This is a genomic window from Frigoribacterium faeni, assembly GCF_011761235.1.
Classification (GTDB): Bacteria; Actinomycetota; Actinomycetes; order Actinomycetales; family Microbacteriaceae; genus Frigoribacterium; species Frigoribacterium faeni_A.
This window is the reverse complement of the sequence record NZ_JAAOYW010000001.1, coordinates 378,423-393,815: the sequence shown is the minus strand read 5'-3', so window position 1 is coordinate 393,815 and position 15,393 is coordinate 378,423. Positions and strand designations below refer to the sequence as shown.

The 15,393-nt window shown below is 72.7% G+C and carries 15 protein-coding genes; 13 read left to right on the top strand and 2 right to left on the bottom strand.

Translation table 11 applies throughout. The annotated features are described in order from the left end of the window. Positions 1-3 precede the first annotated feature (3 nt). Together FHR78_RS01800 and hemW are read left to right on the top strand one after the other, a co-directional pair. Positions 4-756 carry a DUF1990 family protein gene (locus FHR78_RS01800; protein ID WP_166758802.1) on the top strand — a complete coding sequence of 251 codons (753 nt, stop codon included), beginning with the start codon at positions 4-6 and terminating at the stop codon, positions 754-756. 2 nt (positions 757-758) lie between these two features. Then, positions 759-1,985, top strand: a complete 1,227-nt coding sequence (gene hemW / locus FHR78_RS01795) for a radical SAM family heme chaperone HemW (RefSeq protein WP_166758801.1) — start codon at positions 759-761, stop codon at positions 1,983-1,985. Between the two features lie 86 nt (positions 1,986-2,071). On the opposite strand, the gene FHR78_RS01790 is transcribed toward hemW, so the two are convergent. Beyond that, the gene (locus FHR78_RS01790) at positions 2,072-2,554 is read right to left on the bottom strand and encodes a DUF4870 domain-containing protein (protein WP_243861998.1); all 483 of its coding nucleotides are present in this window, start codon (positions 2,552-2,554) and stop codon (positions 2,072-2,074) included. Positions 2,555-2,806: 252 nt separating this feature from the next. Here FHR78_RS01790 and hrcA point away from each other — a divergent pair, with 252 nt between their 5' ends. The 11 genes from hrcA (at position 2,807) to leuA (ending at position 14,144) form a co-directional block, all read left to right on the top strand. Further along, entirely contained in the window at positions 2,807-3,829 is a 1,023-nt protein-coding gene (hrcA, locus tag FHR78_RS01785; RefSeq protein ID WP_166758800.1) for a heat-inducible transcriptional repressor HrcA, read from the top strand. A gap of 78 nt (positions 3,830-3,907) precedes the next feature. Continuing rightward, complete coding sequence (gene dnaJ, locus FHR78_RS01780; RefSeq protein ID WP_166758799.1) at positions 3,908-5,017, top strand: molecular chaperone DnaJ; 1,110 nt, start codon at positions 3,908-3,910, stop codon at positions 5,015-5,017. A 2-nt stretch (positions 5,018-5,019) separates the two neighbouring features. After that, positions 5,020-5,763: a 16S rRNA (uracil(1498)-N(3))-methyltransferase gene (locus tag FHR78_RS01775; protein ID WP_166758798.1), complete on the top strand. Its 744-nt coding sequence runs from the start codon at positions 5,020-5,022 to the stop codon at positions 5,761-5,763. A gap of 95 nt (positions 5,764-5,858) precedes the next feature. Beyond that, positions 5,859-6,263: an HIT domain-containing protein gene (locus FHR78_RS01770; protein ID WP_166758797.1), complete on the top strand. Its 405-nt coding sequence runs from the start codon at positions 5,859-5,861 to the stop codon at positions 6,261-6,263. A gap of 76 nt (positions 6,264-6,339) precedes the next feature. Then, entirely contained in the window at positions 6,340-7,362 is a 1,023-nt protein-coding gene (locus tag FHR78_RS01765; RefSeq protein ID WP_208392857.1) for a PhoH family protein, read from the top strand. After that, complete coding sequence (ybeY, locus tag FHR78_RS01760; protein WP_166758795.1) at positions 7,359-7,820, top strand: rRNA maturation RNase YbeY; 462 nt, start codon at positions 7,359-7,361, stop codon at positions 7,818-7,820. The genes FHR78_RS01765 and ybeY overlap by 4 nt, the downstream gene beginning before the upstream one ends. Positions 7,821-7,827: 7 nt before the next feature. After that, positions 7,828-9,144 (top strand): hemolysin family protein, encoded by a 1,317-nt coding sequence (locus FHR78_RS01755; RefSeq protein WP_208392856.1) that lies wholly within the window; start codon positions 7,828-7,830, stop codon positions 9,142-9,144. Beyond that, on the top strand, positions 9,141-10,079 hold the full coding sequence (era, locus tag FHR78_RS01750; protein ID WP_166758793.1) for a GTPase Era: 939 nt from the start codon (positions 9,141-9,143) through the stop codon (positions 10,077-10,079). Before FHR78_RS01755 ends, era begins: the two co-directional genes overlap by 4 nt. Positions 10,080-10,184: 105 nt before the next feature. Further along, positions 10,185-11,459: a sensor histidine kinase gene (locus FHR78_RS01745; RefSeq protein WP_166758792.1), complete on the top strand. Its 1,275-nt coding sequence runs from the start codon at positions 10,185-10,187 to the stop codon at positions 11,457-11,459. Continuing rightward, a complete protein-coding gene (locus FHR78_RS01740; protein ID WP_166758791.1) occupies positions 11,456-12,127 on the top strand; it encodes a response regulator in 672 nt (223 codons plus the stop codon). The genes FHR78_RS01745 and FHR78_RS01740 overlap by 4 nt, the downstream gene beginning before the upstream one ends. Positions 12,128-12,383: 256 nt before the next feature. Then, positions 12,384-14,144, top strand: a complete 1,761-nt coding sequence (gene leuA, locus FHR78_RS01735; protein ID WP_166758790.1) for a 2-isopropylmalate synthase — start codon at positions 12,384-12,386, stop codon at positions 14,142-14,144. Between the two features lie 572 nt (positions 14,145-14,716). Here the strand turns inward: leuA and FHR78_RS01730 are convergent. Continuing rightward, positions 14,717-15,379, bottom strand: coding sequence for a trimeric intracellular cation channel family protein (locus FHR78_RS01730; protein ID WP_166758789.1), 663 nt, complete (start codon positions 15,377-15,379; stop codon positions 14,717-14,719). Between the last annotated feature and the right edge of the window lie 14 nt (positions 15,380-15,393).

Genomic DNA, 15,393 nt, shown 5'->3' with positions numbered 1-15,393 from the left:
CCGATGCGCCGATCGTCCTACACCGAGACGCGCACGACCTACGGCGAGGTCGGCGCGACCCAGGCGCCCGACCTCATGCAGTACCCGCCGACGGGCTTCCGACCGGCCGAGTACCGCACCCGCGTCGGCCACGGCGACGCGCGCTTCGAGGCGGCGTGGATGGCCACGATGACGTGGAAGATCCAGGAGCGCAGCGGCATCGAGGTGCGGGTCGACTCCGTCCCTCCCGTCGAGCAGGGCGCGTACCACCCCGTCACGTTCGACGACGACGGCGTGCCCGTCGACCCGGCGCACTGGGAGCAGGGCCGCGACGAGACGCGCTTCGCCCCCGACGGCACCCCGTTCCTCACGGCCGGCACGACCGCGACCCTCTCGATCTCGGCGTACGGCCGCAGCGTCAAGGCGCCCGTCCGCGTCGTCTACGTGGTCGACGAGCCGCGTCGCAAGGGCTTCGCCTACGGCACGCTCGAGGGGCACCCCGAGAGCGGCGAAGAGAGCTGGGTCGTCGACCAGACCGACGACGGCTCGGTCTGGCTGTCGATCCGGTCGTTCTCACGGCCGAGCAACTGGCGCTGGAAGCTCGTCGAGCCCTTCATGCGCCGCCAGCAGGCGATGTACACCCGTCGCTACCTGCGGGCGCTGAGCCTGGCCGAGCCCGACGTGCCCGCCGAGGGCGACGTCGACCTCGAGGCCGCCGCCGAGGCCGCGCACGACGACGAGATCCGCGAGCCGGGCTCGCGCCGGTCGGGCGACTGACGGTGCCCGGGGCCCTTCCCCTCGGCGACCCCGCGCCCGTCGACGGCTCCCTGCCGTCGTCGGTCGTCGACGGCGTCGCCGACCGCAACCTCGGCGTCTACCTGCACGTGCCGTTCTGCCGGGTGCGCTGCGGCTACTGCGACTTCAACACGTACACGGGCGACGAGCTCCGCGGCGCCCGCCGTGACGACTACGCCCAGGAGGCGGTGGCCGAGGTGCACCTGGCCGGTCGCGTCCTCGAGGGCGCCGGCCTGCCTCCTCGCCCCGTCTCGACCGTCTTCTTCGGCGGCGGCACGCCCACGATGCTGCCGCACGGCGACCTCGCCGCCATGCTCGGGTCGGTCGTCGACACGTGGGGCCTCGTCCCCGGCGCCGAGGTGACGACGGAGGCCAACCCCGACTCGGTCGACGCGGCCTACCTCGAGGCCCTGGCGGCGGCCGGCTTCACCCGTGTCAGCTTCGGCATGCAGTCCGCGGTGCCGAGCGTGCTGGCCACCCTCGAGCGCACCCACGACCCCGAGCGCGTGCCGCTCGTCGTGCGGTGGGCCCGCGACGCCGGGCTCGACGTGAGCCTCGACCTCATCTACGGCACGCCCGGCGAGACGCTCGACGACTGGTCGCGGTCGCTCGACGTGGCGCTCGAGCAGCAGCCCGACCACTTGTCGGCGTACTCGCTGATCGTCGAGGACGGCACGAAGCTCGCGCGGCAGATCCGTCGCGGCGAGGTCGCCCAGCCCGACGACGACACGGCCGCCGACATGTACGAGCTGGCCGACGACCGCCTCGCCGCCGCGGGATACGGCTGGTACGAGGTCAGCAACTGGGCCCGTGACGAGCAGCACCGCTCGCGGCACAACCTGTCGTACTGGCAGGGCCACGACTGGTGGGGCGTCGGGCCCGGCGCGCACAGCCACGTCGGCGGCGTGCGCTGGTGGAACGTCAAGCACCCGGCCGCCTACGGCCAGCGGATGGCCGCGGGGGAGTCGCCGGGGGCGGGCCGCGAGACCCTCGACGCCGAGACGCGCCGGGTCGAGCGCGTCCTGCTCGCGGTCCGGATGCGCGAGGGCCTGCCGACCGCCGACCTCGACGCCGAGGGCCGGGCCGCCGTCGCGGGCCTCATCGCCGACGGCTGGGTCGAGGGCCGCGACGCCCTCGCCGGGCGGGTCGTGCTCACCCGCACGGGCCGCCTCATGGCCGACGCCGTGGTGCGCCGGCTGCTGCCCGTCTGACGTCGTCCCGACGAGCGGTCTCCCGCACGACGCGAGGCGCGCCTCCCTGGTGGGGGAGACGCGCCTCGGCGACGTGCGGCGGCGGGCTACGCCTTGATGAACTCGATCGTCAGCGGGTACTTGTAGTACTCGCCGCGGTTGGCCGCGAGGGCGGCGATGATGCCGAAGACGATCACGACGATGCCGGCGGCCAGCGTGATGAGCACGCCGATACCGAGCCACGACGTGGCCCCGCCGACGAGGTACGCGATGAGCATCGTCAGCTGGAAGTTGAGGGCGACGCGCGTGTGCTCGCGCACGAACGGGCCGCGGTCCTTGAGCACGAGGTAGCCGACCAGGGGCGCGACGAAGCTGAGCAGGATGCCGCCGACGTGCACGAGGGTGGCCCAGAGCTTCTCGTCCTCGGGACGCATCTGCTGGGGCGCCTGCGGGGCGCCGTAGCCGGGCTGCTGGCCCTGGCCGGGCTGCTGCTGGCCCCAGGCGGGCTGCTGCGGGCCGGGCTGGCCGGGCTGCTGGCCCCAGCCGGCGCCCTGCGGGTCGTTCGGCTGGGCGGGAGGGGTGTCGGTCATCTGCTCACCTGTTCGTCGTCGTGGGCCCGACCGGGTCGCACGCGCGGGCGTCGCGCCGGTCGGTGTCGGCCGCCCCGGCCGGACGAGGTCGTCCGGCGGGCGTCACGGCGAGCTTAGGGCAGGAGGTGCGGGTCGAGTAGGCCTCGGCAGCGACGTGACGTAGGATTGGCAGTCGGACAGGACGAGTGCCAGCAGGCCGGGGTCGTCGTCGTGACGTGCCCCGCCGCCGGTCGTGCGAGAGGGAGGTGCGTCGTGGTCTCGGAACGTGGTCTCGAGGTGCTCCGCGTCATCGTGCACGACTACGTCGCGTCCCGCGAGCCGGTCGGCTCGCGGTCGATCGTCGAGCGGCACCACTTCGGCGTGTCCGCGGCCACCATCCGCAACGACATGGCGCTGCTCGAAGAAGAAGAGCTCATCGCGGCGCCCCACACGTCGTCGGGCCGCGTGCCCACCGACAAGGGCTACCGCCTCTTCGTCAACCAGCTCGCCGACCTGCGACCCCTCAGCGGCGCGCAGCGCCAGGCGATCGAGACGTTCCTGGGCGACTCCGCCGACCTCGACGAGGTCCTCGGGCGCACGGTGCGCCTCCTCTCGCAGCTCACCAACCAGGTCGCCCTGGTGCAGTACCCGTCGTTCTCCCGGGCGCGCGTCCGGCACGTCGAGCTCGTCAGCCTGGCCGAGAAGCGGGTGATGACGGTGCTCATCACCGACGCCGGGCAGGTCGAGCAGCGTCTCGTCGAGCTGCCCGTGGCGGTCGACGACGAGTTCCTCGCCGAGCTGCGCCGGGCCCTGAACGCGGCGGTCGGCGGCACCGAGCTGAGCGCGGCGGCCGCCCTGCTGGCCGACCTGCACGAGGGGTTCCGCCCCGAGCACGCCGTCGCCGTCGGCCTCGTCGTCGCGAGCCTCGTCGAGCAGCTCGCCGCGGGGCGGCAAGAACGCCTCGTCATGGCGGGCGCCGCCAACCTCGTCCGCACGGGCGACGACTTCAGCGGCGACCTGTACCCGGTGCTCGAGGCGATCGAGCAGCAGGTGGCCCTGCTGCGCCTCTTCGGCGAGATGCAGCTCGACGCGGTCGACGTGGCCGCGAGCATCGGACGCGAGAACGCCTCCTTCGGCCTCTCCCAGGCGTCGGTCCTCGCGAGCGGCTACACCTCGAGCGGCAGCGAGGTCGCGCGCCTCGGCGTGCTGGGCCCCATGCGCATGGACTACTCGACCAACATGGCCGCCGTGCGCGCGGTGGCCCGCTACCTGTCGTCGCTGCTCTCCGAGCGCTGACGACCCGCGCCCCCCGCGCCCCCTGACCAGCCCGTACGACACCACCCCCCCCCAGACACCAGAGGCAGACGAGAACAAGTGGCAGATCATTACGACGTGCTCGGAGTCGACAAGTCCGCGACGACCGACGAGATCAAGAAGGCGTACCGCCGGCTCGCCCGCGAGCTGCACCCCGACGTGAACCCGAGCCCCGAGGCCTCCGAGCGCTTCAAGGACGTCACGCACGCCTACGACGTGCTGAGCGACCCGCAGCAGCGCGAGCGCTACGACCTCGGCCCGCAGGCCGGCTTCGGCGGCGGGGGCGGGGCCGCCGGGTTCGGCGACATCTTCGACGCGTTCTTCGGCGGAGGAGGCGGGGGTCAGCGCCAGGGGCCCCGGTCGCGTCGCGAGCGCGGCCAGGACGCCCTGCTGCGCCTCGAGGTCGACCTCGAGGAGATCGTCTTCGGCACCACCCGGGACATCGAGGTCGACACGGCCGTGCTGTGCGAGACCTGCAACGGGTCGTGCTGCGCACCGGGCACCTCGCCCCAGACCTGTGACATCTGCCACGGCTCCGGGCAGATCCAGCGCACCGTCCGGTCGCTGCTCGGCAACGTCATGACGTCGAGCCCCTGCGGCACCTGCCGCGGATACGGCACGGTCATCCCGAACCCCTGCCCCACGTGCCAGGGGCAGGGCCGCGTGCGCGCGCGCCGCACCATCCCCGTCGACATCCCCGCGGGCGTCGACACGGGCATCCGGCTGCAGCTGCCCGGCCAGGGCGAGGTCGGCCAGGCCGGCGGCCCCAACGGCGACCTCTACCTCGAGGTCAAGGTGCGCCACCACGACATCTACAGCCGCGACGGCGACGACCTGCTCGCGACGCTCGAGGTGCAGATGGCCGACGCCATCCTGGGCACGGAGACGACCCTGCAGACCCTGGACGGCGAGGTCGAGGTCGAGCTGAAGGCGGGCACGCAGAGCGCCGACGTCATCACCATCCGCGACCGCGGCATCACGAAGCTCCGCGGCACGGGCCGCGGCGACCTCAAGATCGGCGTGCAGGTGGTGACGCCCACCAAGCTCAGCCACAAGGAGCGCGAGCTGATCGAGAAGTTCGCCTCGGGTCGCCGCTCGGCCGCACCCGAGCTGTCGCAGTTCCAGCAGGGCCTCTTCGGCAAGCTGCGCGACCGGTTCCTCCACCTCTGATCGTGGCGCACTTCTACCTGGTCGACGACCTCGCCGACGCGTCCGTCGGCAGCACCGTGGTCGTCGGCGGGCAGGAGGCCCGGCACGCCGTGACGGTGAGCCGGGTGCGGGCCGGCGAGTCGCTGGCGCTCGGGGACGGCCGGGGCACGTCCGTGCGCGGCGAGGTCGTCGAGGCGGCCCCCGACCGCCTCGTGCTCGTGGCGGCCGAGGTCACCCGGGTCGAGCGTCCGGCGACCCGGCTCGTGCTCGTCCAGGCCCTGGCGAAGGGCGACCGCGACGAGCTCGCGGTCCAGGCCGCGACCGAGCTGGGCGTCGACGAGGTCGTGCCGTGGTCCGCGTCGCGGAGCGTCTCCCGCTGGGAGGGCGCGAAGGTCGCGAAGGGCACGGCTCGGTGGCGGGCGATCACCCGCGAGGCCACGAAGCAGGCCGTGCGCCCCTGGGCGCCCGAGGTGTCCGAGCTGGCCACGACCGCCCGCGTCGCCGCGCGCGCGTCCTCCGAGACGGTGCTCGTGCTCGAGCCCACGGCCGAGCGGGCCCTGTCCGAGGTCGACCTCGAGACCGGAGGAGGCGCCCCGTCGTCGATCCTGGTGGTGGTCGGCCCCGAGGGCGGCGTCTCGCCCGCCGAGCTCGAGCTGCTCGCGGCGGCCGGGGCCGTGCCGGTGCGGCTCGGCGACTCGGTGCTGCGCACCTCGACGGCGGGGCCCGCGGCCCTCGCCGTCCTCAGCGTGCGGCTCGGGCGCTGGTAGGCCGGGCCGCGGCCGGCTCGGTGCCGGCCGGCTCGGCGTCGGTGAGCCCGGCGTCGGCCAGCCGGGTGTCGGGGGCCACGACTACCATGGGGTGCATGTCCGAGACACAGCCCGCAGCGACCGGGCCCTCCGTCTTCAGCCGCATCGTGGCCCGCGAGATCCCGGCCGACGTCGTCTACGAAGACGAGCGGCTCATCGCGTTCCGCGACATCGCGCCGCAGGCCCCGTTCCACGTGCTCGTCGTCCCCAAGACCGAGCGGCACCGCGACGTCGTCGAGCTCGCGGCCGCCGACCCGGCGCTGCTCGCCGAGATGGTCGCCACCGCCTCGCGGCTGGCGTCCGACCCCGCGGTGCTCGGCGACGAGGTCGCCGCCGCGTCGGGCGGCACCGGCGAGTTCCGCCTCATCTTCAACACCGGCGCGTCCGCCGGCCAGACCGTGTTCCACGTGCACGCCCACGTGCTCGCAGGCCCCCTCGAGGAAGGCTCCCTTGCCCACTAGCGAGACCCGCTCCACCGACCCTCTGCCCACCGGCGAGGGCACGTCGCGCGTCGACCTCACCGTCGACGGCGTCGCCATGGTCCAGCTGCTCGGTCCCCAGGACCGCCTGCTGCGCGCCGTTGAGAAGCAGTACCCCGACGTCCGGGTGCTCGTGCGCGGCAACGAGGTGGCCCTCGAGGGCCCCACCGCCTCCGTGGCCCGCGCCCGAGGGCTCGTCGACGAGCTGATCGAGCTCGTGCGCGGCGGTCACGACCTCGCGCCGGCCGAGGTCGAGACGTCGGCCAAGCTGCTCGACTCCGGGGCGGCCACGCCCTCCGACGTCTTCGGGCAGCCCATCGTCTCGAGCCGCGGCAAGTCGGTCCGCGCCAAGACCCTGGGCCAGAAGCAGTACGTCGACGCCATCGACGAGCACACGATCACGTTCGGCATCGGCCCCGCCGGCACCGGCAAGACGTACCTCGCCATGGCGAAGGCCGTGCAGGCCCTGCAGCGCCGCGAGGTGCAGCGCATCATCCTGACGCGCCCCGCCGTCGAGGCCGGCGAGCGGCTCGGCTTCCTGCCGGGCACGCTCACCGACAAGATCGACCCGTACCTGCGGCCGCTCTACGACGCGCTCAACGAGATGATGGACCCGGAGATCGTCCCCAAGCTCCTGGCCGCGGGCACGGTCGAGGTCGCGCCCCTGGCCTACATGCGCGGGCGCACCCTCAACGACTCCTTCGTCGTGCTCGACGAGGCGCAGAACACGACGCCCGAGCAGATGAAGATGTTCCTCACCCGGCTCGGCTTCGGCTCGCGGATGGTGGTGACGGGCGACGTCACGCAGGTCGACCTCCCCACGGGCACGAGCGGCCTGCAGCTCGTGACGAAGGTGCTCGGCGACATCGACGACATCCACTTCGCCCGCCTGACGAGCGACGACGTCGTCCGCCACACCCTCGTCGGCCGCATCGTCGACGCCTACACGACCTTCGACGCCGAGCGGCAGGCACTGCGGGCCGAGCGGCAGGAGGCGGCCGAGGCCGCCGTGGGGGGCGACCGTGCACGACGACGGCCGCCCACGGACCGGGACGGCCTCCCGGAGAAGGGCCACCGATGAGCATCGAGGTCAACAACGAATCGAGCGTCGAGGTCGACGAGGCCGCCATCCAGCGGCTGGCGACCTTCGCCCTCGACCAGATGCACGTGCACCCCGAGGCCGAGCTCGCCATCGTCCTCGTCGACGAGTCGGCGATGGAGCAGCTGCACGTCCAGTGGATGGACGAGCCCGGGCCCACCGACGTCCTCAGCTTCCCGATGGACGAGCTCCGGCCGGGCACGGAGGACGAGCCCACGCCGGCCGGCCTGCTCGGCGACATCGTCGTCTGCCCCCAGGTCGCGATCGCCCAGGCGGCGACGGCGGGCCACAGCCCGCTCGACGAGATGCTGTTGCTGACGTGCCACGGGGTCCTCCACCTGCTCGGCTTCGACCACGCCGAGCCCGACGACGAACGCGAGATGTTCGGGCTGCAGCGCGAGATCCTCGCCGCCTTCGCCGGCGCCGACGAGAGACGGTGACGCCGTGATGGTCACCGTGTTCGTCATCGTGGCCGTCGTGCTCGTCGTCTTCGGGGGACTCCTCGCGGCGGTCGACTCCGCGCTGGGCGTGCTGAGCCGTGGCGACCTGCACGAAGAGGCCGAGTCCTCGCCGCGCAGCAGTGCCTCGCTGCTCGCCGTGGCGGCCGACGTCGGCGCCCACGTCAACGCCGTCAACTTCATGCGAATCGTGGCCGAGACCTCGGCCGCGGTGCTCGTGTCGCTGTCGTTCGCCTTCACGGTCGAGCGGTGGTGGGTCGCCCTCCTCCTCTCGGCGCTCATCATGACGCTCGTCTCGTTCGTCCTCGTGGGCTCCAGCCCCCGCAGCGTCGGCCGGGCCCACGCACGCGGCCTCGTCGTCGCGACGGCCGGGCTCGTGCGGGCCGTCCGCGTCGTGCTCGGGCCGTTGGCCGACCTGCTCGTCGCCGTCGGCAACAAGGTGACGCCGGGCCGACCCCGCAGCGCCTCCTTCTCGTCCGAGGAGCAGCTGCTGAGCATGGTCGACGAGGCGACCGAGCTCGACGTCCTCGAAGAGGACGACCGCGAGCTCATCCACTCCATCTTCGAGTTCAGCGACACCGTCGTCCGCGAGGTCATGGTGCCCCGCACGGACATGGTCACGATCGAGTCCACGGCCTCGGTGCGGTCGGCGATGAGCCTGTTCCTCGGTCGGGGCGTCTCGCGCGTGCCCGTCGTCGGCCGCGACAGCGACGACGTGGTCGGCGTGGTGTACCTGCGCGACCTCGCCCGCCGCCTCCACGAGCACGCGGGCGACGACGACGCGCCCGTGTCCGACCTCGCCCGGCCCGCGGTCTTCGTGCCCGAGTCCAAGAAGGCCGACGACGCCCTCCGCCAGATGCAGCTCGACAAGAACCACCTCGCGATGGTCGTCGACGAGTACGGCGGCATCGCCGGCCTCGTCACCCTCGAAGACCTGATCGAAGAGCTGGTCGGCGACATCAGCGACGAGTACGACCGCACGGTCGCCGAGCACCGCGAGATCTCGCCGGGCGTGTTCCGCGTCAGCGCACGCCTCGCCGTCGACGAGCTGGGCGACCTGTTCGGCATCGAGCTCGAGGACGACGACGTCGACTCCGTCGGCGGCCTGCTCACGAAGCAGCTCGGCCGACTGCCCGAGAAGGGCTCGACCGTCACCGTCTCCGGTCTCGTGCTCACGGCCGACCGCACGGAGGGGCGACGTCGCGACCTGCAGACCGTCCTCGTCGAGCGTGACCCTGCCCTGGTCTCCGCGCAGGCGGCCCTGTCCGACACCGATCCCGTCCCCTCCCCGAGAGAAGCACCATGACCGCCACCGGCGACGACACCGTCCAGCCCACCCCGCCCGCCGCCGGCCCCGACCACCGGGCGGGCTTCGTCTCGTTCGTCGGCAGGCCGAACGTGGGCAAGTCGACCCTGACGAACGCGCTCGTCGGCGAGAAGGTCGCCATCACCTCGTCGAAGCCGCAGACGACCCGCCGGGCCATCCGCGGCATCGTCCACCACCCCTCCGGCCAGCTCGTGCTCGTCGACACCCCGGGGATGCACCGGCCTCGCACCCTGCTGGGAGAGCGCCTCAACGACGTCGTCCAGACCACCCTCGGCGACGTCGACGTCATCGGCCTCTGCATCCCGGCCGACGAGAAGATCGGGCCCGGCGACAAGTTCATCAACGAGCAGCTCGACGCGTTCCCGCGCGCGAAGAAGGTCGCGATCGTCACCAAGACCGACACGATCTCGCGACCCGCCGTCGCCGAGCAGCTGCTCGCGGTGAGCCGGCTGCGCGACTGGGAGTCGATCATCCCCATCTCGGCCCTCGGCGACGAGCAGCTCGACGTGCTCGCCGACGAGCTCATCGCCCTCATGCCCCTCTCGCCTGCCCTCTACCCGTCCGACGCCGTCACCGAGGAGGTCCTGGAGGACAGGGTGTCCGAGTTCGTCCGCGAGGCCGCGCTCGAGGGCGTGCAGGACGAGCTGCCCCACTCGCTGGCCGTCACCATCGACGACATGGTGCAGCGCGACGACAAGGACATCCTCGAGATCTACGCCAACCTCTTCGTCGAGCGCGACAGCCAGAAGGCGATCGTCATCGGCAAGGGCGGCGCGCGGCTCCGCGAGGTCGGGGCCCGGGCGCGGGCGCAGATCGAGCCGCTCGTCGGCCAGCAGGTGTTCCTGTCCATCCGCGTCAAGGTCGCGAAGGACTGGCAGCGCGACCCGAAGTTGCTGGGGCGCCTCGGCTTCTGAGGCCCGGGCGGGGCCGTCCCTCCACAGGATGATCCGCGTCGGTCGGTGGTCGTCGACCCGGCAGGAGCCGCCCCGCGGGGTCCTGCCGGGCTCTACGCTCGTCGGATGAGCTTCCGCCGCCTCGCCCCCTACCAGGTGGTCGTCGACGTGTCGGCGGCCTTCCTCCTCGGGTTCGTCTCGCTGCTGTTCCCCGACGAACGGGCCGCGAGCCTCCTCGTCGTCCTCGGCATGGTCGGCGCCGCGGCCGTGCGTCGGCTCTCGCCGTCCCTCGCCCTGACGATCGCCTGGCTCGTCGCCGTCGGCGAGATGACCGCCCGGCTGACGCCCGGCGTCGCCAACCTCGCGATCTGCGCCGTGCTCTACACGGTGGCCGCCTACGGCAGCGACCGGGCCAAGTGGGCCGGCCTCGCGTCGGTCGCGGTCGGCGCGGTGGTCGGCACCTTCTACGTCGCCGTCGTGCAGACCACGCTCTTCGGCATCGACTACGACATCTCGGGCATCACCGACGTGGTCCGCATCATGCTGCAGCTGGGCATCACGTTCCTCGGGTTCCTCGGCCTGCTCGGCCTGCCCTGGGCCGGCGGGCTCCTCACGCGGGCGCGCTCCGCCGAGCGGGTCAGCCGCGAGGCGCAGCTGACGGCCGAGCGCGAGACCGCGAGGGCCGAGCGCGAGACCGCCCGGGCCGAGGGCGACGCCGCCCGGGCCGAGCGCGACATCGCCGTCGAACAGGAGCGCAACCGCATCGCCCGCGACATGCACGACGTGGTCGCTCACTCCCTCGCCGTCGTGATCGCCCAGGCCGACGGCGCCCGCTACGCGGCACGGGTCGACCCGAGCAGCGTCGACGAGGCGCTCGTCACCATCGCGGGCACGGCTCGCGAGGCGCTCGGCGACGTGCGCGTGCTGCTGGGCCAGCTCCGGCACAGCCAGGGCGAGGCGCCGCAGCCGGCGCTGGGCGATCTCGACCGCCTCCTCGAGCAGATGCGCGCCTCCGGCCTCGTCATCGAGCACCGGGTCCAGGGCGACCCCCAGCAGCTCGGGATGAACCGGCAGCTCGCCGTGTTCCGCATCGTCCAGGAGTCGCTGACGAACGCCTTGCGACACGGCGTGCGCGAGGCACCCGTCGACCTGTTGTTCGACTGGCGCTACGACGCGCTCCACCTCGTGGTCTCGAACATCGTCCGGCCCGCGACCGGGGCCGTCGACACGCGCTCGACCGGCGAGCTCCGGCGCGGCGGCGGGCACGGCCTCGACGGGATGCGCGAGCGCGCGAGCCTCGCGGGCGGGTCGCTCACCACCCAGGACGCCGACGGCCGCTTCGTCGTCCACGCCATCGTGCCGACACTGGCGCTCACGCAAGAAGTAGGGATGATCCGATGACCACCACCATCCGCGTCGCGCTCGTCGACGACCAGGCGCTGTTCCGCGCCGGCATCAAGATGCTCGTCGGATCCCAGCCCGACCTCGAGTTCGTCGGCGAGGCCAGCAACGGCGAAGAGGGCGTGGCCGTGGTCGCCGCGACCCAGCCCGACGTGGTCCTGATGGACATCCGCATGCCGGTGATGGACGGCATCGCGGCGACGAGCGCCGTCCTCGCGCAGGCCGACGCCGCGGCACGGCGCCCGCCCCGCATCATCGTGCTGACGACGTTCGACCTCGACGAGGCCGCGACGCGGGCCATCCGGGGCGGTGCGAGCGGCTTCGTCCTCAAGGACGCCGACCCGGAGTTCCTCCTCGCCGCGATCCGCACGGTGCACGCGGGCAACGCCGTCATCGCCGCCTCCGCGACGCGCGAGCTCTTCGAGCACTTCGACGGCCGCTCGGCGCGCGCGGCCACGGTGCCCGCCTCGTTCGAGACCCTGACCAGTCGGGAGCGCGACATCTTCGACCTCGCGGCCCGGGGCCTCAGCAACTCCGAGATCGCCGGTCTCGAGTACCTCAGCGAGGCCACGGTCAAGACGCACATCAGCCGGGTGCTGTCCAAGTTGTCCCTGCGCGACAGGGTGCAGCTGGTCGTCTTCGCCTACGAGCACGGTCTCGCGCGCTGACGGGCGCGACCGGGGCGGAGGCCGAGCGGGCCTGACCGCCCGACCGGCGCCTCCTCGGCTCTCGACCACCGCCTCCTCGGCGCTCGTCCGTCACGGACCCGACGCGGATGCTAGATTCGGCGTGTGCTGTCCCGTCTGCTCCTCCTTAGCTGCCGCGACGAGTCCTGACCCAGGCCTCCCTCGTCGCGGAGTTCGTCGTCGGCCGACACCATCCACGCGCTGAGGCCCCGTCGCCGGGCCAGAGAAGACCTGAGACATGAAGAACGCACAGACCCCCTCGGGGATGCCGATCCACAAGTACCGCCCGTTCCACGAGCAGATCGTCGTCGACCTGCCCGACCGCACGTGGCCCTCCCGCCGCATCGAGCAGGCCCCGCGCTGGTGCGCCGTCGACCTGCGCGACGGCAACCAGGCCCTGATCGACCCGATGAGCCCCGAGCGCAAGCGCATCATGTTCGACCTGCTCGTCGGCATGGGCTACAAGGAGATCGAGGTCGGGTTCCCGAGCGCGTCGCAGACCGACTTCGACTTCGTCCGCAGCCTCATCGAGACGGGGGCGATCCCCGACGACGTGACCATCCAGGTGCTGACGCAGGCCCGCGAGCACCTGATCGCCCGCACCTACGAGGCGATCGCCGGCGCGAAGCAGGCGATCGTGCACCTGTACAACTCGACCAGCGTGCTGCAGCGCGAGGTCGTCTTCCGCACCGACCGGCAGGGCATCGTCGACGTCGCCCTCGAGGGCGTGCGGCTGTGCCGCGAGGCCGAGAAGACCGTCCCCGAGACGGCCGTGTTCTACGAGTACTCGCCCGAGAGCTACACGGGCACGGAGCTCGACTTCGCCCTCGACATCTGCAACCAGGTGATCGAGGCGTTCGACGCGACGCCCGAGCGACCGGTCATCGTCAACCTGCCCGCGACGGTCGAGATGGCGACGCCCAACGTGTACGCCGACTCGATCGAGTGGATGCACCGTCGACTGGCCCGGCGCGACAGCGTGATCCTCTCGCTGCACCCCCACAACGACCGGGGCACGGGCATCGCCGCCGCCGAGCTCGGCTACCTGGCAGGCGCGGACCGCATCGAGGGCTGCCTGTTCGGCAACGGGGAGCGCACCGGCAACGTCGACCTCGTCGCGCTGGGCATCAACCTCTTCACCCAGGGCATCGACCCCCAGATCGACTTCAGCGACCTCGACAAGGTCAAGCGCACCGCCGAGCACTGCAACCAGCTGCCCGTGCCCGAGCGCAGCCCCTGGGCCGGCGACCTGGTCTACACCGCCTTCAGCGGCTCGCACCAGGACGCCATCAAGAAGGGCTTCGAGGCCATGGCCGCCGAGGCCGAGGCGGCGGGCACGAGCGTGGACGACCTCGTCTGGGCCGTGCCGTACCTGCCGGTCGACCCGAAAGACCTCGGGCGCAGCTACGAGGCGGTCATCCGGGTCAACTCGCAGTCGGGCAAGGGCGGGGTCGCGTACCTGCTCAAGGCCGACCACGCGCTCGACCTGCCGCGCAAGCTGCAGATCGAGTTCAGCGGCGTCGTCCAGGCCCGCACCGACGCCGAAGGCGGCGAGATGTCGAGCTCGCACATCTGGTCCATCTTCCAGGACGAGTACCTCCCGGCCCCGGTCGACGACGACAAGTGGGGCCGTTTCGAGCTCGCCCGCACGGGCACGTCGAGCGACATGAGCGGAGTCACGACCCTCGACGTCGACCTGCGCGTCGGCGACTCGGTCGAGACGACCTCGGGCCGCGGCAAGGGCCCGGTCGACGCGTTCATCCAGGTGCTGGCCGACCACGGGGTGCAGGTCGAGCTCTACGACTACGTCGAGCACACGCTCAGCGAGGGTGGCGACGCCCAGGCGGCCGCCTACGTCGAGCTCGACGTCGACGGCACCCGGCTCTGGGGCGTCGGCATCGACGCCGACATCTCGACGGCGTCGCTCAAGGCCATCGTCTCGGCCGTGAACCGCGCCGTGCGGCGCACCTCGCAGGTCCGCGAGCTGGCCACCGCCTAGCGCGCCGCCGGGGCGGGTGGCTCACGCTGCCCGCCCCGGCCGTCCCGTCCCGGCCGTCCCGCCCGCCTCCTCGCCTGCTCCTGTCGTGGCGGCCCGGCTCCGCCCTGTCGACAACTCCTGCATCCTGCGTGTTCCGAGCCCGCCCCCGGGCGGCGCTGCGCGCCGCGGCCGGACCGGGCGCGCCGCTGTTCAGGAGTTGCCGACGTGCGGTCTGTCCGTCGACGCTCCTGCTCCGCCCGGTCAGAAACTCCTGCACCCTGCGTGCTCGTGCCCGCTCACGAGCGGCGCTGCGCGCCGCGGCCGGACCGGGCGCGCCGCTGTTCAGGAGTTGCCGACGTGCGGCGTGTCCGTCGACGCTCCTGCTCCGCCCTGTCGGCAACTCCTGATGACCGCCCTGTCGCGGGCGCTCGCGTGCGGCGCCGGCACACCGGGCGCGACGCGGATCAGGAGTTGCCGACGCGGCGTGGGCGCCGAACCGGCACCCGCATGCGCCTCAGCACCCGCATTCGCACTCGCACCAAATCCCGGGCTGGACCCGCACCGGGTCCCGGACCGGACCGGGCCCGGCCGCGTCAGCGCGGCCGACGCCAGCGGGGCAGCCGGCTGAGCGCGCGCTGCTCCGGCAGCGTCCACCCGAACCGCACGGCGAGCAGCCGGATCACGAGCGTCACCGACACGCCGACGATCGCGGAGACGGCGACCGGCGCCCCGAAGGTCACCATGCCGACGAGCACGACCGTGCCCGCCCCTGCCGCCACCGCGTACAACGACCCGACGTGCATCATGGCGATCGTCAGGTTCATCAGCAGGTCGCGCAGCACCGAGCCGCCCACGGCCGAGATCACGCCCACGAACACCGCGGGGATCTCGGGCAGGCCCAACGACAGCGCCTTCGTCGACCCGATGGCGCCGAACAGCCCGATGGTCAGGGCGTCGAGCGCGGTGATCACGCCCGCGAGGCGGTGGAACAGGCGCTGCAGCGCCATGCCCACGAGCGCCGCCCCGACCGCGACGAGCAGGTACCAGTTGCTCGACATGGCCCGGGGCACCTGGCCGAGCAGCACGTCGCGCAGGATGCCGCCGCCGAGGCCCGTCGCGATGCCGATGATGGCGATGCCGAGCAGGTCGAGTCGGCGGTCCTTGAACTCGGAGGCGAACATCGCGCCCTGCAGGCTGCCGACGCCGACCGCGAGCAGATCAGCCCAGAGGGGGATGGCGAGGGCCGTGGCGTGCATCCTGCACTTGTACC

Coding starts and splice junctions, on each gene's coding strand:
- era (WP_166758793.1), top strand. CDS start 9,141: ATGACCGCCACCGGCGACGACACCGTCCAGCCCACCCCGCCCGCCGCC.
- leuA (WP_166758790.1), top strand. CDS start 12,384: ATGAAGAACGCACAGACCCCCTCGGGGATGCCGATCCACAAGTACCGC.
- ybeY (WP_166758795.1), top strand. CDS start 7,359: ATGAGCATCGAGGTCAACAACGAATCGAGCGTCGAGGTCGACGAGGCC.
- FHR78_RS01740 (WP_166758791.1), top strand. CDS start 11,456: ATGACCACCACCATCCGCGTCGCGCTCGTCGACGACCAGGCGCTGTTC.
- FHR78_RS01800 (WP_166758802.1), top strand. CDS start 4: ATGCGCCGATCGTCCTACACCGAGACGCGCACGACCTACGGCGAGGTC.
- FHR78_RS01765 (WP_208392857.1), top strand. CDS start 6,340: ATGGTCCAGCTGCTCGGTCCCCAGGACCGCCTGCTGCGCGCCGTTGAG.
- FHR78_RS01755 (WP_208392856.1), top strand. CDS start 7,828: ATGGTCACCGTGTTCGTCATCGTGGCCGTCGTGCTCGTCGTCTTCGGG.
- FHR78_RS01745 (WP_166758792.1), top strand. CDS start 10,185: ATGAGCTTCCGCCGCCTCGCCCCCTACCAGGTGGTCGTCGACGTGTCG.
- FHR78_RS01730 (WP_166758789.1), bottom strand. CDS start 15,379: ATGCACGCCACGGCCCTCGCCATCCCCCTCTGGGCTGATCTGCTCGCG.
- FHR78_RS01770 (WP_166758797.1), top strand. CDS start 5,859: ATGTCCGAGACACAGCCCGCAGCGACCGGGCCCTCCGTCTTCAGCCGC.
- FHR78_RS01790 (WP_243861998.1), bottom strand. CDS start 2,554: ATGACCGACACCCCTCCCGCCCAGCCGAACGACCCGCAGGGCGCCGGC.